Here is an 18,646-nt window from a genome sequence, read left to right on the forward strand (position 1 = left end):
GCTCACTCCCTCTTGTCCAGCGCGCTCGCCGCGCGGGGGGTGGCCGGCGCGAGCCGGCGGGTGATCCACAGCGGGGAGGTGACGGCGTTGCCCATCACGACCGCGTGCGCGCCCGCATCGAAGGCCCGGCCGATCTGTTCCGTGGTGCGGTACCGCCCTTCGGCGATCACCGGCACGGACAGCAGTGCGACGAGTCGCGCCACGAGCCCGAGGTCGGGCCCGTCAGTCGGTGGGCTGGCCGGGGTGTAGCCGGACAGCGTGGTGGCGACGGCGTCCGCGCCGGCCTCGACGGCGGCGACGCCCTCGGCCGTGGTGGCGACGTCGGCCAGGACCAGTGCGTCGGTCCGTTCGCGGATCGCGCGGACGGTGTCGGCGAAGGTGCGTCCGTCCGGCCGGGGGCGGTCGGTGGCGTCGACCGCGACGATGTCCGCCCCGGCCAACGCGACGTCGAGCGCGTGGGCCGCGGTCGGGGTGATGAAGACGTCGTCGGTGCCGTGCTTGTACAGGCCGATCACCGGGACGTCGACGGCGGCGCGTACCGCTCGGACATCGTCCGGTCCGTTGACCCGTACCGCCACCGCGCCGCCGCGTACCACCGCGGCCGCCACCCGGGCCTGGACGTACGGGTCCCGCATCGGGTCGTCCGGGTCGTCGGGCAGCGGCTGGCAGGACACCACCAGCCCGCCGGCCAGGTCGTCGAGCACGCTCACCCGCTGGTCCTTTCGAAGTCGTGGCTGTCCATGGCCGGTCGGGCCGCGCCGTCCCCGGACCCGCCCGCCCCGGTCGACCGGCGCGGCCGCCGTCCTGGTGCCACCGATGCCGATGACCGGTGACGTCATCCCTTGAGGCCGGTGTGCGCGAGGCCCTCGACGAACTGCTTCTGCGCGATGACGAACACCACCAGGACCGGCAGCGCGGTCATCGACGCCGCGGCCAGCTGGACGTCCCACATCGGGCCGCCGTAAGCGTCGACGAACTGGGTGAGCGCCTGGGGCAGGGTGAACTTCTCCGGCGAGGAGAGGAACACGATCGGTTCCAGGTAGAGGTTCCAGCTGTGCAGGAAGGTGAAGATGGCCACCGCGCCCAGCGCCGGCCGCGACAGCGGCAGGGCGATCCGCCAGAAGGTGGCGAAGCGGCCCAGCCCGTCGACCCGGGCCGCCTCCTCCAGCTCACCGGGGAGGCTGATGAAGAACTGCCGCATGATGAACGTCGCCAGGACGCTCGGCGCGCCGAAGATCGGCACCAGGATCAGCGGCCAGTGGGTGTTGACGAGGCCGAGCTTGAAGAACATCTGGAACAGCGGCACGATCGTCACCTCGCTGGGAATGAGCAGGCCCGCGAGGACGACCAGGAACAGCACGTTCTGGCCGCGGAAACGGATGCGCGCGAACGCGTACCCGGCCAGCGCCGACACGGCCAGGGTGCCGACGGTGACCACCAGCGCGATGTAGAGGCTGTTGAGGTACTGCTGCCCGAACGGCTGCAGCTCGAACACCCGCCGGTAGGCGTCGAGCCGCGGGTTGGTCGGCAGCAGGTCCGGCGGGAAGGCGAAGATGTCCGCCACCGGCTTCAACGACGAGGTGACCATCCACCACGTCGGGAAGACGAACGGGATCGCCAGGACCAGCAGCACGCCGTAGAGCACGAGCTTGGTCCGCCGCGACAGGTCACGACTCATGGAAGACCCACCTCTTGCGCATCTGCCACTGCAGCACCGTGAGGGCGAGCACGATGGCGAACAGCACGATCGACAGCGTGGCGCCGTAGCCGAAGTGATGGAACTGGAAGGCCTGCTGGTACAGGTAGTAGACGAGCACCGTCGTCGACGTGCCCGGTCCGCCCTGGGTGAGCACCGCGATCTGCGCGAAGACCTGCAGCGACCCGACCACGGTGATGATCGAGGTGAGCAGGATCGTCGGGCTGATCAGCGGTACGGTGATCCGCCAGAACTGGCGCAGCCGGCTCGCACCGTCCACCTCCGCGGCCTCGTACAGGTCCGCCGGCACGCCCTGCAGGGCGGCCAGGAACAGCACCATGTTCAGGCCGACGTTCTTGAACACCTGCACGACGATGACCGACACCATCGCGGTGCCCTCGCCACGCAGCCAGTTCGGCCCGTCCACGCCGACGGTGTCGAGCAGGCTGTTCAGCCCGCCGTTGTCCTGCAGCAGGAAGCCCCACACGATGGTCCAGGCCACCAGCGAGACCACCACGGGGGAGAAGAACAACGTGCGGAACAGGATCGTGCCCCGCAGTCTCTGGTTGAGCAGGACGGCCAGCAGCAACGCCAGGCCGAGGTTGAACACCACCAGGCCAACCGAGAACAGCCCGGTGGCGCGCAGCACCGCGCCGAGGTTGGGATCGTCGGCGAGAGCCTGGTAGTTGTCGGTGCCGACGAAGTCGAAGGTCCCGGCGAGGACGTTCCACTCGTGGAGGCTGTACCAGACCACGAGGATCAGCGGCAGGATCACGAAGACGGCGCTGCCGAGCAGCTGCGGGGTGATGAACAGGTAACCGGTGAGCTGGTCCCGGCGGCGGGTGGTCCAGAACGGCCGGGCCGGGCCCGGGGTGGGCCCGGCGGTCGCCGGGCCCACCCTGGTGTCCGTCTGGGTCATGGTCCTCAGCCCTACTTCGCCAGCAGCGGCTGGATCTTGGCGCAGACCCCGTCGAGCACGGCCTTGACGTCCGCGTTCGGCTGCCACAGCGGGTCGAGGCCGGCGCGGACCTGCTGGCTCAGCTCGGCCTGGCCGGCGTGGCTGGGCTTGACCACGCCGTTGGTGATGCCGTCGATGACGACCTTCTGCAGCTGCTCCGGCTTGAGCTTCGGGTTCGTCTTGGCGAGCGTCTCGGCGGTCAGCTGGGACTGCCGGGGCGGCGGGAAGAACTGGGCGAGCTTCGCCGAGTTCGTGGGGTTGGTGAAGAAGGCCAGGAAGTCGGCCGCCTGCTTGGCGTGCGGGCTCTTCTTCATCACCCCGAGGCCGGCCTGGCCGACCACCGCGTAGTTCCCCTTGGGCCCGGCCGGCAGCGGCACCAGGTCCCATCCGAAGCCGCCGTCCTTCAGCAGCGAGGCGCGGGAGATCTGAGTGATCGTCATGGCCGAGTCACCGGCGAAGAAGTCGGCCGTCGTGCCCGGGCCGGGCAGCGCCTTCTGGGTGAAGGTGGCCTCGTGCAGGGTGGTCATGGCGTCGACCATCTCGGGGCTGTTGAAGCCGCAGGTCTTCCCGTCCTCGCTCCACGCCTGGGCGCCCCACCCGGTCCAGAAGGTGGACAGGTTGTCCCAGCCCTTGTAGTCGAAGTCCCGGATGACCAGGCCGGCCTTGCCGGACTTCGCCCCCGCGGCCGCGGCGGTGGCCAGGGCGTTGTCCCAGGTCCACTGCCCGGCCGCGATCAGCTCGGCCGGGGTCTTCTGCCCGGCCTTCTTGACCATGTCGGTGTTGACGAAGACCCCGAACGGCGAGGTCGAGAAGGGGTACGCGTAGAGCTTCCCGTCGTTCTGCCAGAGCTTGAGCGTGGCGGGGGAGAGGTCCTCGTACTGGTAACCCTCGGCCTTCTTGAGCGTGTCGTCCAGGGGCAGCAGCGCGCCCGAGGCGACGAAGTCGGGGGCGGAGTTCTCGAACACCCACGCGAGGTCGGGCGCGTTCCCGCCGGCGATCTGCGTGGTCAGGGTGGTGGTGTAGCTGTCGAACGGCAGCGGGTCGAACTTGATCTCCGCGACGTCCGGGTGGCTCTTGCGGTACTCGTCGGCGATCTCGTTGAACAGCTTGAGGTGTGCCTCGTTGGCCGACCAGACGGTCATCCGCAGCTTCGCCGGACCGCTGTCGGCGGCGTCGCCACCGCCGCCGCAGGCGGTCAGGGCGAGCGTGCCGGCCAGCGCCACGGCGACGCCGCGCAGGGCCTTTCCTGCTCTCACAATCTTCTCCTCACCGGGGGTGTGTTCAGTAGCCCGCGATCCGCGGCCAGCGCTGTTCCACGCCGGCCGCGGTGAGGCGGTCCTGGAAGTCGGCCAGCAGACGGGGGGTGTTGCGGACCGCACGCGGGGACTCGCCCCGCGCCAGACAGAAGTCGGCGAGCAGGCCGGCTACCTCGCCGACGTTCCACTCGACCGGGTGCAGCCGGTAGCTGCCGTTGGTGACGTGGGTGGTGCCGATGTTCTTGCCGGCCGGCAGCAGGTTCTCCATCCGCTGCGGGATCAGCGCGCCGAGCGGGATCTCGAACGGGCAGGAGCCGACGTCGATGTAGTTGTCGCCGCCGGTGGACGGGTGCAGGTCGATCCGGTACATGCCCACGCCCACCGCGTCCGGGTAGCCGACCGCGCCGTGGTCGCCCCGGACCGCCAGGGACAGGTCCTGCTCGACGACGGTGTACTCGGCCCGGATCCGGCGGGACTCGCGGATGTACGGGGCCTGGGCCAGGCCGTCGGCGCTGCCGGTCACGTCGCCGCGTAGCCGCAGGCCGGGGAAGCCGGTGCCGCCGTCGGGCCGGGGCGCCTCCGTCTGCAGCCAGTACAGCACCGAGTACGACAGCTCGCGGGCCTTGCTCAGGTGCCACGAGGCGTTCGGCACGTCGATGACCGGACCCTCGAAGTAGTCGATCATCGGCCAGTTGACCAGCGTGATGTCGCTGCCGTACGTGCCGTCGACGAAGTTGCGGCGCGCGGCGATCCGCCGGAACGTCCACAGGTTGCCGTCACCGGGGTTGACGCGCTGATCGGCGTTGACGCTCAACGGGTCGTCGTCCGGGTTGGGGGTGAAGCTGCGCTCGACGATCTCCAGCGTGCGCGGGTGCGGCGACTTCCAGGACAGCAGCCGGTCACCCCAGAAGTCGGGCTTGTAGTCGCGCCAGAAGTCGTATCCCGCCGGGCGGTCGATGGTGTGGTCGCCGTCGACGTGGTCGATGGCGAAGCAGACCGACACCGCCTGCATGTTCATCGGCTGGGCCTCGGCCGGGGCGCTCGGCTCACCGGTCTCCGCCCGCGACTCGAATCCGGTGACGTACTCGGTGCCGGTCAGCGGCAGCAACTCGCCGGTCTCGGTGGCGTCCAGGACGTACGGCGCGACCACGTCGATCCGCTCGTCCCGGTCGCGGTGGGCCAGCGTCACGCCGGTCACCCGGTCGCCGTCGGTCTCCGCGGCGACCGGCCGGTACGGCTGCAGCACCCGCAGCCGGCCCGAACCGCGGTACGGGGCGAGCATCTCCTCGAGGACCGCGACGGCCACCCGCGGCTCGTGGCAGAGCCGGCTCACCCAGCCCGCACCCGGGTTGAGGTCGGTCCAGGCCCGGGACCGCTCGGTCAACGGGAAGTGGCGACGGTAGTAGTCGCGGATGCCGTTGCGCAGCGCCCGGTAGCTGGCGGTGGCGCCGAACTGCTCGATCCAGGAGTGCTCGTCCGGCGGGACGGCCTGGCTGGTGAGCTGCCCGCCGAGCCAGTCGAACTCCTCGGTCAGGATGACCGACCGGCCGGTCCGGGCCGCGGCGAGCGCCGCGGCGACACCGCCCAGTCCGCCCCCGACGACGAGGACGTCCGCACGCATGATGACCACTTGCTTCCTTCCAGTTGCGCGGCCGACCGCTCAGCGTCGGTCGACCGCCGGATCAGGGGTGCCGAGGGTGCTGCCCTCGACGAGTTCGCAGGGGAGAAGTCGCTGCTGGAGGCCGCCGGCGCTGCCGTCGATGACGCCGGTCAGCACCTCGACCGACTGCCGGCCCATCTCCTCGCGGGGGATGCGGAACCCGGTGAACACGATGTCGGTGGGAACGGGGACGGTCGGGTCGCCGAGGGTCACGATCGACAGGTCGCCGGGCACGGTCAGGCCGCGCCGGCGGGCGGCCGCCTCCAGCGCCACCGCCGTGGCGAAGTCCTCCACGAAGGCCACGGTGCTGCCGTCGGCCAGCAGGTCGTCGAGGGTCGTGTCGGCCGCCTGGGGCGCCGCGGACACCTGACGGGCGCTCTCCGCGGTGGCCGCGGCGGTGGCGAAACCCGCACGCCGGTCCTGCGAGGACTCGGCGGTCATGCCCATGCCCACGTACGTCAGGCGCCGGTGACCGTGCCGCAGTGCCGCCTCGACGAGCCGGGCCACCGCCGCGGCGTAGTCGGCGCCGACGTAGGGGACCGGCCCGCCGGCGTCGTCGCGGCGACCGACGGCGACGTACGGATATCCGTCCCCGTTGAGCCGGTGCAGTTCCGCGCCGGGGATCTCGCGCCCGAGCAGGATGCACCCGTCGGCCAGGCGCAGCCGGTTGTCCTGGTGGAAGATGCGCCGCCGGCCGTCCACCACGGGTGCGCTGGTGAACAGCAGCAGGTCGCAGCCGACCCGCTCGGCGTACTCCTCGATGCCGAGCAGGAACGGGTGGAAGAAGTCGCGGCTGCCGCTGGGAAAGGCGGGCTCGTACGTGAAGACGCCGATGATCCGGTTGAACCGCGAGGCGAGGCGGCGCGCCACTGGGTCGGCGGCGTAGCCGGTCTCGGCGATGACCCGCAACACCCGGTCCCGGGTCTCCGGGGCGATGCGGACCTCAGCGTCGGTGCGGTTGTTGAGCACCAGCGACACGGTCGCCTGACTGACACCGGCCATCCGCGCGATGTCACGTTGGGTGACGCGTCTGGGGGGAGCGGTCACGTCGGGTCCTTCCGGTGCGGCTAATGCGTATTAGCGCTCGGCGTTGGGATGGAGCCTGATGCGTGGATCGGCGTGTGTCAAGAGGTGGCCGCAAGATTTCGGCGCGATGAACTGGCTGGAGTAATGCGCATTAGCGAACAGGCAACCGATCAGTTGGTCGGTGGCCTGAGCGGATCGGCGCCGCGCCGGATGGCCTCTTGACAGAAACGCCGCCGAGCGAGCAACATTCGAGAAACATAGATGCTAATACGTATTAGCACGGCGGCGCCACGGCGCGCCCGCCGATCGATGCCCCCTGGTTCCTTACTCAGAGTCATCTTGCGCTGCTCACGAGCCGTCACCGCGTCCGATCGCACCGACAGAAGAGGAAGCCGCATGACGAAGCCACCCGTCCCGTCCTCCCGGCGCGCCGTCCTGGCCACGGCCGGCGCCGGCCTGCTCGTCGCCGCCATGGCCGGCGCCGCACCGGCCGCTGCCGATCCGGGCCTCGACTTCCCCCAGTTCAGCTACCAGGGCACCGCGTTCGACAAGAGCGCCCTCGCCTACAACCCGACGAACGAGTTCATCTTCCCGAGCGTCATCCGGGCCGCCGACTACTTCCCGAACCCGCTCGGCACCTACTACCTGTACTACGCACCGCACGAGCGTCCCGGCGGGATCGCCCTCGCGTACTCCGACTCGATCAACGGTCCGTGGACCGAGTACAGCGCCAACCCCCTGGTCAGCAACACCTGGCTGCCGTACTACTCCACGGTCAGCCACATCTCCTCGCCGCACGCGGTGTGGATCGAGGGCGAGCGGAAGCTCTTCCTCTACTTCCACGGCGAGAACTCCATCACCCGGTACGCGACCTCCGACGACGGCATCCACTTCAGCTACGGGGGCACCGCGGTCAGCCGCAACGACACGACCGGCGGCGAGACCTCCTACGCCCGGGTGTTCGAGCAGGCCGTGCCGCGCCTGGGCACCCGGTACCTGATGCTCTTCATGGACAACCCCACGGGTGGGGCGCCCGGCCCGACCGGGCCGGTGTCCCGCCGGATCCGCTGGGCCGTCTCGAACGACGCGCGCACCTGGACCATGCAGCCCGAGCCGATCGTGACCCCGCAGGGTGACGAAGGCCCGAACGCCTCGGGACCGTTCTTCCTGCGCTGGAACGACCGCAACCTGGTGATCTACCACGCCGCCGACGGCAACATGCACGCCGTGGACGTGGGGGAGGGCTTCGACCAGGAGATCCACCTCGGCGTCGTGCACGACTCGATGTCCGCCGCCCCCGACCTCGGCCGCTCGGCCGCGCCGACGTTCTACTTCGACGGCCAGACCGCGCACATGTACTACGAAGCCGGCGGCCGGCTCACCGCGACCATCGCGCACGCCACCGCCGCCCTGGCAGACCCGTTGCCGGTACGGCAGCTCGACTGTGCCGTGGACCGACCGGTCCTGTGGCCGCCGAACCACGAGCTGGTCGACGTCAACGTGAGCGTGGACCTGCGCGACGGCGTGCTAGGTCCGAACGCGTTCACCCTGACCGGCGTGACCGGGGGTGACGCCGCGGACGTCAGCGGCTTCGTCACCGGTGCGCCGGACACGAGCGGCCAGCTCCGGGCCGAGCGGGACGGGAACGGCGGCGACCGGGTCTACCAGCTCACGTATGCCGGTCACGACGAGATCGGACGGCCGGTCGGCTGCACCGTCACCGTCACCGTCCCGCACGACCAGGGAACCAACTAGGTCGCCTCGCCGATCGCCGAGGGCTGCCCGATCAAGCGGCCCTCGGCGATCCGGTGGCGTCGCCGGTCCTTCATCCCGGGGATCACCGCCTGGACGCGGCGGCGGCGCAGGTAGGCGCGGTTGGCCCGGCTCGCAGGCCGACCCGGGCCTACCCCGCCGCTACTTGCCGGACCACGACCAGAGGTAGTCGAGTTCCATGATGTAGAACTGTTCCTTGTACCCTGCGGACGCGCTGTGCGCGCCTGCCTCGACCCAGTCGAAGTTGCACCTGACCCAGGTGCCGTAGCCGTGGTTGTTCCGGCAGAGGCGGTCGCTGACGCCGTTGGCAGAGCCGACGTAGCCCATCGCGGCGTAGCCGTCGGCCTTGCCGTCTCTGACGTAAACGTAGTCGCCGTCGTAGTCGACGCAGATCGACGTGTATGCGTAGGCCAGCGTCGTCGTCATGCATTCGCCCTGCGGGAGCCCGACCGCCACGCCGGTCTGGCAACTCACGTAGTCGTACTCGCACGTCTTGTAGTAGTTGTCCTCGGCCATGGCCGCGGACGGCAGGGCGAAGACTCCGACCGTGGCCGCCACGAGTGTGCAGACCACGCCGCGCACGAAGGTCCGGTACACGCCGTGCCGCAGTCGATCGGTGAGGGTACTCAAGAGCAGTGTCCATTCTGGATCAACGGATCGCGCTCTGCGATCGCCGGACTATATCCGTAGGGTCGTTGCGCAATTGAGCATCAAGGCTCTGAGCAGGGCCTACACGGAGCGAGTGGCCTTTGTGGAGGCTATCGACGCCCAAACTCCGCGCGAGTCGTCGCCGCCCTTCGGGTACGCCGGAGCGGACATCTGCTCGACGTCGGGCTGGTGGCCGAGCCCGGGGGTCAGGCGAGCTCGGCGAGTCGCGCTGCGACCCGTTGCTCGGCCAGTTCCTGCGCGAATGCCACCGGGTGGCGGTCGGGCATCGTCTGCACCTCGGTGACGCCGAGCGCCGCGTACTCGGCCACCTCGGCCACGAACGCGTCGACGTCGGCCAGGGCCGGTCGCATGACCAGCACGGTCTTCTCGATGCTGCCGTAGTCCCGGCCTTCGGCGGCGCAGTGCTCCCGCAGTACGTCGAGCTTGTTCGCCACCTCCGCCGGGCTGTTGCCGAACAGGTTGCAGGCATCGGCGTAGCGGGCCACGAGCCGCAGGGTCTTCTTCTCGCCGCCGCCCCCGATCATGATCGGGGGGTGCGGTCGGCTGATCGGCGCCGGCACGTTCAGCGTCTCCGCCAGTTGGTAGTGCCTGCCGTCGAACCGGCCGTTGTCGTCGCTCCACATCTGCAGGCAGATCTGCAACGTCTCCTCGAGCCGCTCGAAGCGCTCGCTGACCGAAACGACCGGTACGCCGAGGCCACGCTGCTCACGGTCGTACCACGACGCGCCGATGCCGAGCCGCGCCCGCCCGCCGGAGAGCACGTCGAGCGTGGTGACGATCTTGGCGAGCAGGCCCGGATAGCGGTACATCACCCCGGTGACCAGGACACCGAGCGTCATCCGCTCGGTCTTGCCCGCCACGTAGCCGAGGGTCGTGTAGGCCTCGAGCATCGGCTCCTCGGCGGAGGTGGTGAACTCCATCTGGAAGTAGTGGTCCATGACGCTGAATGCGGACACCCCGGCCTGCTCCGCGATCCGGGCGGTCTCCGCCAGGGTCCCGGCCATCTCGGACGGGTCGGCGGGCGTGGAGAAGTTCCAGTAGTGCAGACCGAGCCTCATCGCTCATCCCCTCACGTCCCTGGGCCAACTGGCATTATGCCGGCCGTTGGGCTCTCGCACCGCCGCTGGAAGGAACTTCCAGCTCCGGGTCCTGCGGAGAAGGATTTCTTTCGATACTGTGCTGCCGTGCCGCCCCCTCCTACCGTCAGCGCCCCACCGGACGACCGCGCGCCGACCACAGAGTCCACACGCTCCCCTGTCCGACGAAAGGAGCCCGCGCGCTTCACCGAAACCGGTCTCGGGTGGCTGCTGCTGCTCCCGTCGGTCGTGGTCTTCGCGCTGTTCGTGTTCTGGCCGCTGGGGCGCACCCTGTACCTGTCCGTGCACGGCAACGACCTCTTCGGCGCCCCGTCGGTGTACGTCGGTGCGGAGCACTACCGGGAGATGCTGACCGCCGAGTTCGGCAAGGTGCTCGCCACGACGGGCCTGTTCACATTGTTCTCCGTGGTGCCGGCCGTTCTGGGCGCGCTGGTCGTGGTGCTGCTGCTGGAGGCGCGCATCCGCGGCGTACGGGTGCTGCGCACCGCGTTCGCGCTGCCGTTCGCCTTCTCGGTGGCGACCGCGTCGGTCGTCTTCGCCGTCATCTACAACCCGGCGATCGGCGTGGCGAACGGCCTGCTCGGCTCCCTGGGGATCGACCGGGTCAACTGGCTGACCGACCCGTCGATCGCGCTGCCCGCGGTCTGCGCCGCGACGGTGTGGATGAACTTCGGTTACAACGTCCTGGTGCTCTCCGCCGGCGTCGCGGCGATCTCACCCGAGGTGGTCGAGGCGGCGCGGCTGGACGGCGCGACCGGCTGGCGGCTGGCGTCCCGGATCACGGTGCCGCTGCTGTCTCCGCAACTGTTCTTCCTCGTCGTGGTGTCCACGATCCACGCGTTGCAGAGCTTCGGGCAGATCCACATCCTCACCAAGGGTGGCCCGGACCAGGCCACGACGACGCTGGTCTACTCGATCTACGAGAAGGCGTTCGCCTTCGGGTCCTCCGACTTCGGATCAGCCAGCGCTCAGGCCGTCGTGCTGCTGGTCGTCATGCTCGGCTGCACGGCCGTCCAGTTCGGCATCCTCGAGCGGCGGGTCCACTATCGATGAAGAAGATCAGTTTGGGGCAGGTCGCCGTCTACGTCGTGCTCGGCCTGGCCGCGATCCCGGTTCTGTTCCCCATCTACTACGGCTTCGTCGGCGCCGTGATGGGTCCCGGTGACCTCGCGACCTACCCGCCCGCGCTGGTACCACACGGGCTGCACTGGCAGAACATCAGCGACGTCTTCCGCTCGGTGCCGCTCGACCGCTTCTACGTCAACTCCGCCATCCAGGCCGGGGCCATCACGTTGGCCCAGATCGTCACGAGCATCCTGGCCGCGTACGCCTTCGCGTTCCTTCGCCTGCCGGCGAAGGCGGTGACGTTCGCTCTGTTCCTCGCCACCCTCATGGTGCCGTGGGAAGCGATCATCATCCCCAACTACCTGGCCATCTCCGGCTGGGGCCTGGCGCGGGGCGGGTTGACCTACCTCGGTCTCGTGCTGCCCTTCCTCGCCTCGGCGTTCGGCACGTTCCTGCTGCGTCAGGCCTTCCTGCAGTTCCCCACCGAGTTGCGGGACGCCGCGGTGATCGACGGGTGCGGTCACTGGCGCCTGCTGTGGCGGGTCATCGTGCCGCTGTCCAAGCCGTCGATCGCGGCGGTCGGGGTCTACGTCTTCCTCTCGGCGTGGAACCAGTACTTCTGGCCGCTGATCCTGATCCGAGACTCCGAGTACCAGACCCTGCAGATCGGCATCTCGCAGCTCAACGACGCCGAGGTGGCGCAACCGGGCCTGGTCCTCGCCGGCGTCGCCCTGTCCCTGCTCCCCACGCTGGCCGTCGTGCTCTTCGGCCAGCGCTACATCGTCCGCGGCCTCACCGCCGGCGCGCTGCGTTAATTCTCAAAGAGGAGAAGCCCGTGAGACAACCCAGGCTCCGCCGGAGCATGACGGCATTCGTCGCCCTGGTAGCCGCCGCCGCGCTGACGGCGTGCGGTGGTTCCGGGTCCGGCACCGATTCCGGCAAGGACTCGCTCGAAGCGCCCGGCGCGGAGGTGCTCGAGAAGGCCACCGACAAGACCACCATCGAGTTCTGGCACGGGATGAAGGGCGCCAACGCCGCGGCGATCGACAAGCTGGTCGCCGACTTCAACGCCCAGAGCGGTGGCAAGGTCGAGGTCAAGGCCATCTTCCAGGGCAACTACGACGAGACGATCGCGAAGTACAAGGCCTCGGTGCAGCAGAAGAACACTCCCGCGCTGGTGCAGATCTACGACATCGGCTCCCGCTTCATGGTCGACTCCAAGCAGACCGTGCCGATGTACAAGTTCATCGACAAGGACAAGTTCAACGCGGGCGACATCGAACCGAACATCGCCAACTACTACTCGATCGACGGCAAGCTCCAGTCGATGCCGTTCAACACGTCCACCCCGCTGCTCTACCTGAACAAGGAGGCATTCGTCCGGGCCGGCTTCGACCCGACGAAGCCGCCGCAGAACCTCGACGAGATCGGGGAGATGGCGAAGAAGCTGACCGTCAAGGACGCCGGCGGCAAGACCGTCCAGTACGGCTTCGGCGCCGCCATCTATGGCTGGCTGGTGGAGCAGCTGATCGCCACCGACGGCAAGGAGTACTGCGACAACGGCAATGGCCGTAAGGGCCTCGCCACGAAGGTGCAGTTCGACCAGGAGACCGGCGTGCGCGTCGCCCAGTGGTGGGCGGACCTGGTGAAGGGCGGCTACGCGACGAACACCGGCCGCAAGACCGACGACGCCCAGGCTGCCTTCAAGGCCGGCACGGTGGCCATGCACCTGGAGTCCACGGGCGCCATGCGCGGCTACATCGACGCGGCCAAGGGCAAGTTCACCGTGCTCACCGCCCCGTACCCGAAGGCGAGCAGCTCGGCCACGGGCGGGCCGATCATCGGTGGCGCCTCGCTGTGGATCAACGGCGTCGGGCACAGCGACAAGCAGAAGCGGGCCGCCTGGGAGTTCGTGAAGTTCGCCTCGAGCGCGGAGCAGCAGGCCAAGTGGCACACCGGCACCGGGTACGTGCCGGTCAACGCCAAGGCGCTCGACGAGCAGATCGACAAGGACTGGGTGGCGAAGTACCCGCAGTTCAAGACCGCCGTGGACCAGCTGCACGCGCTGCCGCCGTCGGTCGCGTCGGCCGGCTGCCTGCTCGGCGTGATGCCGCAGGCCCGCAAGGCGTCCGAGGACGGGCTGGAGGCGGCGATCGTCGGTAGCAAGCCGGCCGACCAGGCCATGAAGGACGCCGCGGCGAGCGTGCAGGCCGCGATCGACAGTTACAACAAGTCGGTCAGCTGACCACCGGGGGACACCTCGGGGAGAGGGGCCGGCTCCGACGGGGCCGGCCCCTCTTCCTCGCCCCTCGGTGCCTGCGGCTCAGATGATGTAGGCGTAGAGGTCGACGATGGCGCCGTCGGCGCGGTGCAGCCCGGCGGAGTCACCGTTCGTGCTGTTCCAGAACCCAGTGGTACGCCCGTTGTGGTAGGTGGTCGCGTCGTCGGTGCCCGGGCCGGTGTGCACCCGCAGCAGGCCACCGGGCGGGATGACGTAGCCCGCGCCCACCTCGATCCGGTCGGACGCCTGGTTACGCAGGTACCAGCCGCTGACGTCCACCGGCTGGTCGGAGACGTTGCGCAGGACGACGTGCGCGTCGGGGGAGTGGTAGCTGATGTCCTCGATGACCACGCCCGCCGCACCGGGCACCCGGCCGCGGCCGTGCAGCATGTCCCTGAGGGCGTACGGGTAGTTGGTGATCATGCCGTCGGCGCCGAGGTCCAGGGCCCACCGCCACAGCTCCGGCGAGTCGACCGTCCACGGCACCAGGGCCATGCCCACCTCGATGACCCGCACCGCGTCCTCGGGCCGCAGCCGGCGGATGTCCGGGTTGACGGAGAAGATCCACCCGGCGAGGCCCGTCAGCTTCCCGCCCTCCGGCACGTCGTACGTGATCAGCGAGACCGGGACATCGGGCAGCTGCGTGTGGAAGTCCCGGAGGGCCTGCTCGTCGAAGGAACCGACGATCAGCGGCTGCGGGCGGGCGCCCGGCTCGATCCACTCGCGCCGCCGACGCAGCCGGGCGGCGACCGCCTGCGCCAGCCCGGGATTCACCGCGGGGGACTTCAGCTCGAGGTTCAGGCCGACCCGACCCCCGAGCAGGTCGAGCAGTTCGTCGAAGGTGAGGATGCGCTGGCCGCTGAATTCGGTCCCGTACCACCCTCCGGCATCGAGCTTCTTCAGCTCGGCGAGGGTGAAGTCGTGCACGTTCCAGGGCGCGCGATACGCGTACGCCGTCCGGGCGTCGGTGGTGCGGGCGAGCGTCACATCGTGGATGATCACCAGCTCCCCATCGGCGCTGAGCTGGACGTCGGTCTCGATGTAGTCGGCGCCCTCGGCGATCGCGAGCTCGAAGGCGGCCGCGGTGTTCTCCGGCGCCAGCCCGGACGAGCCGCGGTGCGCGTACGTCGCGGCGCGGCTGACCGGCGGTGTCGCGCCGGGCCGGGGAACCGGCGCCACAGCCGGCCCTGCCCGAAGACCGGGCCTCGATGACGGACTCGTGCTCATCCACCAACTCCCCGGGAACGGGCCGACGCCTACGGCTGCCGCCTGACCCTAACCGAGATCCAGCTCGGCCCACTCGCGGCGGTGCCGCCCGTTCCCGGCACCCGGCTGGGCGCCGGCTACCCGGTCCGGGTCCCGGGCGCCGCCGGCGACTGCAGCTCGTCGAGCGGCACGTCGGGGTCGGCCAGCCGGTCGAGGTCGACCGGCCCGGCTGCCGCGACGAGCCGCCGGATCGACGGCACGACGTCCCACACGTTGACGTTCATGCCGGCGAGCACCCGCCCGCCGGCGGTCCAGAAGGCGATGAACTCGCGCTTGGCGACGTCGCCCCGGACGACGACCCGGTCGGACGCCCCGGGCGGGGCGTGCCCGACGTACTCCATCCCCAGGTCGTACTGGTCGGTGTAGAAGTAGGGCAGGTCGTCGTAGCTGACGGACTGTCCCAGCATGGCGCGGGCCGCCGCCGGACCGCCGTGCAGGGCGTTGGCCCAGTGCTCGACGCGCAGGTGCCGGCGCAGCACGGGATGGTAGGCGTTGGCGACGTCGCCGGCGGCGTAGATCTCCGGGTCGGCGGTGCGCAGGGACGCGTCGACGACGATTCCGTTCTCGACGGTGAGGCCGGCCGCCGTCGCCAGCTCGGTGTTCGGGCGTACGCCCACGGCCACCAGCACGGCGTCGGCGGGCAGTTCGGTGCCGTCGGCCAGCCGGACCGAGGAGACGCGACCGGTGCCGCGGAACTCGTGGACCTCGGCGCCGAAGTGGAAGGTGACGCCGTGGTCCCGGTGCAGGTTGGCGAACACCCGGGCGATCTCGTCGCCGAGCACCCGGCGCAACGGCAGCGCGGCCGTCTCGACGACGTCGACGGTGGCGCCGCGCTGCCGGGCGGCGGCGGCGACCTCCAGGCCGATCCACCCCGCTCCCACGATCACGAGGTGCGCGCCGTCGACCAGCGCCGCGGCGATCCGGCGACTGTCGGCGAGGGTACGCAGCCGCAGCACCCCGTCCAGGTCGACGCCGGGCGCCGCGAGGTCGCGGGGCGTGGCGCCGGTGGCCAGCAGCAGCTTGTCGTACCGGAGGTGCTGGCCGTCGGCGAGCCGCACCTCCCCGGCGGAGCGGTCGACGGCGACGGCGCGGGCCTCGGTGCGCAGGTCGACGTCGTGCGCGGCGTACCACCCGGCGTCGTGCACGTACACGCTGTCGGGTTCGGCGCCGCCGGTCAGCAGGCCCTTGGACAGTGGCGGTCGCTCGTACGGTCGCTCCGGCTCGTCGCCGATCACGACGATGCCGCCGTCGAAGCCCTCCTCCCGCAACGTCTGCGCGGCCCGCGCGCCGGCGAGCCCGGCTCCCACGATCACGAACGTGCCGGTCTTCGACATCGGTCCAGCTCCTTTCGGGGTACGTCGATCAGCGGGGGCCGACCCCGGCCAGGGTGAAGAACTCGGCGCGCGAGCGGTGGTCGTCGCGCAGGGTGCCGAGCAGGGTGGACGTGATGGTGCTGCTGCCGACGGCCTGGACGCCGCGCAGCGTCATGCACAGGTGTTCGGCTTCGATGACCACGCCGACCCCACGCGGGCGCAGTCGGCTGGTCAGCCAGTCGGCGATCTGTTTGGTGAGGCGTTCCTGGACCTGCGGGCCGTGGGCGAACAGTTCGACCACCCGGGCCAGCTTGGACAGCCCCAGGATGCGCTCGCCGGGCAGGTAGCCGACGTGCGCCACGCCGACGAACGGCAGCAGGTGGTGTTCGCAGACCGACCGGATCGGGATGGCCCGGGCCAGCACCAGCTCGTCGTAGCCCTCGTCGTTGTCGAAGGTGGTCAGCTGGAACTCGCGCGGGGTGAGCAGTTCGGCGTAGGCGCGGGCCATCCGGCCCGGCGTGTCGGCGAGCCCGTCGGCGGAAAGGTCCACGCCGAGCGCGGCCAGGAAGTCCGCGGCCGCCCGTTCGGCGGCGGCCGGGTCGCGGCGGGGTCGCTGGTGCTGCACTCGTTGCGCGTTGACACTCACTCGGGCTCCCAGGGGATTTTCACCAACGCTCATTGGTGATAGCGATCATGCTGCCCCACCGCGTCCGGAATTTCAATAGCCTTCATTGGTGATAACCTCTCGGCCGTGAGCACGGGGGAGCGCTGGAGCGCCATGGCCGCGCTCGTCGACCGGTCCCGACGGGCGCTGTACGACTACGTGTGCCGGGCCGATCACCCGGTCACCCGCGAAGAGGCGGCCGAGGCGCACGGCATGTCCCGCAACCTCACGGCGTTCCACCTCGACAAGCTCGTCGAGTCCGGCCTGCTGCGGGCCCACTACGGCACGCCGGCCGACCAACCCCGGGGCCGCGGTCGGACGCCGAAGGTCTACGAGGCCACCGGCGACGGCGTGGCGATCACCGTTCCCGAGCGGCGCTACGAACTCATCGCCGAGATCCTCGCCGACGCGGTCGCCGACGACCCGCACGACGCCCCCGAGGCGGCGCGGCGGCATGCCCGGCGCCGCGGCCAGGAGATCGGAGCACGGGTACGCGAATCCGGCGAGGACCTCGTCGCCGTGCTCGCCGGCCTCGGCTTCGAGCCCGAGGCGCTCAGCGATCACGTGCTGCTGCGCAACTGCCCGTTCCACGTCCTGGCCACCCGGCAGACCGCCCTGGTGTGCGGGCTCAACCACGCGTTCCTCGCCGGCATGGTCGACGGCGCGGGACGTACCGACCTGCTGCCCCGGCTCGCGCCGCGTCCCGGGGCCTGCTGCGTCCGGTTGGACGGTGCGCCGGACCGGTAGCCGGTCACGGTGAGACGCGCACTTCGACCGAGCTGATGTACCACCGGAAGTCGGACGTGCTGTCGATGGTCACGTCGTTGGTGCCGCTCTTGTCGAAGGAGCGCGTGCCCGCGCACACGATCACCGACTGGCCCGCCGGCACCGGCCCAGCGCTGAACAACTGCGCGAAGTAGTGGGTGCCGCGGGTCAGCTTCTCCTGGTGGAAGCTCTCGTCGTCGTCGGTGGTCTCGTCGAGGGTCGACATCGCGGCGTACGACGGCTCGGCCACGTTGGGGTGCAGCACGTCGAGCATGAGGAAGTTCTGCTGGCTGGTGTGGGAGTTGGACCAGCCCCACTCGTCCGTCGTCTCCAGTCGGTGCGTCGCCTCGACGCACTGCGCGTCGATGAGGACCTCGACCAGACCCGTCGTGGGCGGCACGAACGCGAACGCGATGGCGCTGAAGCCGTCGCCGGAGGCGTAGTCGAAGTCGCCGGCGTCGTCGTCCTCCATGGTGATGGAGATGCCGACGTCACCGACCGACGGGTTCAGCGTGTGAATGCGGTCGACGACGAAGTTGTCGTTGCGCACCGGCACGAAGCCGAGGTTGAACCCGAAGAAGGGCGGCCGGAAGACCTCCCACCGGTGCGGGTCGTCGCTGTCGTCCGGTTCGAAGACGCCCCAGGGGAGCGCGCGGTCGTGGAAGGGGGACAGGCTCAACCACTTGTCGAGGTTGTTCGAGAGGTGGAACCCCGGACGGACGTTCTCGTCGGCGGTGAACACGCCGGCCAGCGCCTCGTGGTAGTCGCTCGCTATCGCGACGATCTCCTCACGCCGGATGTCCCGGCTGCGCAGGAACGCCTTGGCCTTGCGTCGCCGGGCCCGGTTCAGCGCGTCGTAGCTCGTAGTCAGCCCCTGCGGCGGCTGGAGCAGGTCACGAACGGTCAGGCGTTCCTGCCGCATCAACTCCCGCAGGTCCGCCCAGTCGTCGTCGCCCAGCAGGCGCCGCAGTCGCTGGCTCGCCTCCGCCGACAGCTTCGCCGCTCTGCTGCTGCGCTTCTTCGTGATCGCCCGCAGCCGTTGGTCGCGCTCCTCCGCGGCGGCCTCCGCCGACCGCCGGGCCTCCCCGGGGAAGTGGCGGAAATTGTGAACTGCCTGGTCGGTGCTGACCATGGGAACCACCCCATCAGAGCCTCGC

The 18,646-nt window shown here is 70.1% G+C and carries 17 protein-coding genes; 5 read left to right on the forward strand and 12 right to left on the reverse strand.

Annotated elements, in window-relative coordinates; all coding sequences use genetic code 11:
• Positions 1 to 2 precede the first annotated feature (2 nt).
• The 6 genes from IEY96_RS17990 to IEY96_RS18015 all read right to left on the reverse strand — a co-directional run bounded on the left by IEY96_RS17990 (position 3) and on the right by IEY96_RS18015 (position 6,617).
• Positions 3 to 710 carry an N-acetylmannosamine-6-phosphate 2-epimerase gene (locus IEY96_RS17990; RefSeq protein WP_189195947.1) on the reverse strand — a complete coding sequence of 236 codons (708 nt, stop codon included), beginning with the start codon at positions 708 to 710 and terminating at the stop codon, positions 3 to 5.
• Between the two features lie 125 nt (positions 711 to 835).
• Entirely contained in the window at positions 836 to 1,678 is an 843-nt protein-coding gene (locus IEY96_RS17995) for a carbohydrate ABC transporter permease (protein ID WP_091257740.1), read from the reverse strand.
• A complete protein-coding gene (locus IEY96_RS18000; protein WP_189195948.1) occupies positions 1,668 to 2,615 on the reverse strand; it encodes a carbohydrate ABC transporter permease in 948 nt (315 codons plus the stop codon). The genes IEY96_RS17995 and IEY96_RS18000 overlap by 11 nt, the downstream gene beginning before the upstream one ends.
• An 11-nt stretch (positions 2,616 to 2,626) precedes the next feature.
• Complete coding sequence (locus IEY96_RS18005) at positions 2,627 to 3,910, reverse strand: ABC transporter substrate-binding protein (protein ID WP_229791676.1); 1,284 nt, start codon at positions 3,908 to 3,910, stop codon at positions 2,627 to 2,629.
• Positions 3,911 to 3,935: 25 nt separating this feature from the next.
• Complete coding sequence (locus IEY96_RS18010) at positions 3,936 to 5,531, reverse strand: FAD-dependent oxidoreductase (RefSeq protein ID WP_189195950.1); 1,596 nt, start codon at positions 5,529 to 5,531, stop codon at positions 3,936 to 3,938.
• A gap of 39 nt (positions 5,532 to 5,570) precedes the next feature.
• Positions 5,571 to 6,617 carry a LacI family DNA-binding transcriptional regulator gene (locus IEY96_RS18015; protein ID WP_268247156.1) on the reverse strand — a complete coding sequence of 349 codons (1,047 nt, stop codon included), beginning with the start codon at positions 6,615 to 6,617 and terminating at the stop codon, positions 5,571 to 5,573.
• A 375-nt stretch (positions 6,618 to 6,992) separates the two neighbouring features.
• On the opposite strand from IEY96_RS18015, the gene IEY96_RS18020 reads away from it, so the two are divergent.
• Positions 6,993 to 8,351: a glycoside hydrolase family protein gene (locus IEY96_RS18020; RefSeq protein ID WP_189195952.1), complete on the forward strand. Its 1,359-nt coding sequence runs from the start codon at positions 6,993 to 6,995 to the stop codon at positions 8,349 to 8,351.
• A 159-nt stretch (positions 8,352 to 8,510) separates the two neighbouring features.
• On the opposite strand, the gene IEY96_RS18025 is transcribed toward IEY96_RS18020, so the two are convergent.
• The gene (locus IEY96_RS18025; RefSeq protein ID WP_189195953.1) at positions 8,511 to 8,999 is read right to left on the reverse strand and encodes a hypothetical protein; all 489 of its coding nucleotides are present in this window, start codon (positions 8,997 to 8,999) and stop codon (positions 8,511 to 8,513) included.
• 224 nt (positions 9,000 to 9,223) lie between these two features.
• Complete coding sequence (locus tag IEY96_RS18030) at positions 9,224 to 10,096, reverse strand: LLM class F420-dependent oxidoreductase (protein ID WP_189195954.1); 873 nt, start codon at positions 10,094 to 10,096, stop codon at positions 9,224 to 9,226.
• Positions 10,097 to 10,363: 267 nt separating this feature from the next.
• On the opposite strand from IEY96_RS18030, the gene IEY96_RS18035 reads away from it, so the two are divergent.
• Genes IEY96_RS18035 through IEY96_RS18045 form a run of 3 tightly spaced genes read left to right on the forward strand, consistent with a single transcriptional unit; the run spans position 10,364 to position 13,445 of the window.
• Entirely contained in the window at positions 10,364 to 11,188 is an 825-nt protein-coding gene (locus IEY96_RS18035; RefSeq protein WP_229791677.1) for a carbohydrate ABC transporter permease, read from the forward strand.
• Positions 11,185 to 12,015, forward strand: a complete 831-nt coding sequence (locus IEY96_RS18040) for a carbohydrate ABC transporter permease (protein ID WP_189195956.1) — start codon at positions 11,185 to 11,187, stop codon at positions 12,013 to 12,015. Before IEY96_RS18035 ends, IEY96_RS18040 begins: the two co-directional genes overlap by 4 nt.
• A 47-nt stretch (positions 12,016 to 12,062) precedes the next feature.
• Positions 12,063 to 13,445, forward strand: coding sequence for an ABC transporter substrate-binding protein (locus tag IEY96_RS18045; RefSeq protein ID WP_229791678.1), 1,383 nt, complete (start codon positions 12,063 to 12,065; stop codon positions 13,443 to 13,445).
• A 78-nt stretch (positions 13,446 to 13,523) separates the two neighbouring features.
• On the opposite strand, the gene IEY96_RS18050 is transcribed toward IEY96_RS18045, so the two are convergent.
• The 3 genes from IEY96_RS18050 to folE all read right to left on the reverse strand — a co-directional run bounded on the left by IEY96_RS18050 (position 13,524) and on the right by folE (position 16,706).
• Positions 13,524 to 14,660 carry a glycerophosphodiester phosphodiesterase family protein gene (locus IEY96_RS18050; RefSeq protein ID WP_189195958.1) on the reverse strand — a complete coding sequence of 379 codons (1,137 nt, stop codon included), beginning with the start codon at positions 14,658 to 14,660 and terminating at the stop codon, positions 13,524 to 13,526.
• A gap of 164 nt (positions 14,661 to 14,824) precedes the next feature.
• The gene (locus tag IEY96_RS18055) at positions 14,825 to 16,081 is read right to left on the reverse strand and encodes an NAD(P)/FAD-dependent oxidoreductase (protein ID WP_189195959.1); all 1,257 of its coding nucleotides are present in this window, start codon (positions 16,079 to 16,081) and stop codon (positions 14,825 to 14,827) included.
• A gap of 28 nt (positions 16,082 to 16,109) precedes the next feature.
• Positions 16,110 to 16,706: a GTP cyclohydrolase I FolE gene (folE, locus tag IEY96_RS18060; RefSeq protein WP_229791679.1), complete on the reverse strand. Its 597-nt coding sequence runs from the start codon at positions 16,704 to 16,706 to the stop codon at positions 16,110 to 16,112.
• A 105-nt stretch (positions 16,707 to 16,811) separates the two neighbouring features.
• On the opposite strand from folE, the gene IEY96_RS18065 reads away from it, so the two are divergent.
• Positions 16,812 to 17,471: a helix-turn-helix transcriptional regulator gene (locus tag IEY96_RS18065; RefSeq protein WP_229791680.1), complete on the forward strand. Its 660-nt coding sequence runs from the start codon at positions 16,812 to 16,814 to the stop codon at positions 17,469 to 17,471.
• A gap of 4 nt (positions 17,472 to 17,475) precedes the next feature.
• Here IEY96_RS18065 and IEY96_RS18070 read toward each other — a convergent pair whose 3' ends face one another.
• A complete protein-coding gene (locus IEY96_RS18070) occupies positions 17,476 to 18,621 on the reverse strand; it encodes a hypothetical protein (protein ID WP_189195961.1) in 1,146 nt (381 codons plus the stop codon).
• Positions 18,622 to 18,646 lie beyond the last annotated feature (25 nt).

The sequence above is a fragment of the Micromonospora fulviviridis genome (assembly GCF_014648395.1).
Classification (GTDB): Bacteria; Actinomycetota; Actinomycetes; order Mycobacteriales; family Micromonosporaceae; genus Micromonospora; species Micromonospora fulviviridis.

What these genes read in the sequence shown, in the direction of transcription:
- IEY96_RS17995 (WP_091257740.1), bottom strand. Translation starts at nt 1,678, where the DNA reads ATGAGTCGTGACCTGTCGCGGCGGACCAAGCTCGTGCTCTACGGCGTG.
- IEY96_RS18000 (WP_189195948.1), bottom strand. Translation starts at nt 2,615, where the DNA reads ATGACCCAGACGGACACCAGGGTGGGCCCGGCGACCGCCGGGCCCACC.
- IEY96_RS18010 (WP_189195950.1), bottom strand. Translation starts at nt 5,531, where the DNA reads ATGCGTGCGGACGTCCTCGTCGTCGGGGGCGGACTGGGCGGTGTCGCC.
- IEY96_RS18020 (WP_189195952.1), top strand. Translation starts at nt 6,993, where the DNA reads ATGACGAAGCCACCCGTCCCGTCCTCCCGGCGCGCCGTCCTGGCCACG.
- IEY96_RS18030 (WP_189195954.1), bottom strand. Translation starts at nt 10,096, where the DNA reads ATGAGGCTCGGTCTGCACTACTGGAACTTCTCCACGCCCGCCGACCCG.
- IEY96_RS18040 (WP_189195956.1), top strand. Translation starts at nt 11,185, where the DNA reads ATGAAGAAGATCAGTTTGGGGCAGGTCGCCGTCTACGTCGTGCTCGGC.
- IEY96_RS18045 (WP_229791678.1), top strand. Translation starts at nt 12,063, where the DNA reads ATGACGGCATTCGTCGCCCTGGTAGCCGCCGCCGCGCTGACGGCGTGC.
- IEY96_RS18055 (WP_189195959.1), bottom strand. Translation starts at nt 16,081, where the DNA reads ATGTCGAAGACCGGCACGTTCGTGATCGTGGGAGCCGGGCTCGCCGGC.
- IEY96_RS18070 (WP_189195961.1), bottom strand. Translation starts at nt 18,621, where the DNA reads ATGGTCAGCACCGACCAGGCAGTTCACAATTTCCGCCACTTCCCCGGG.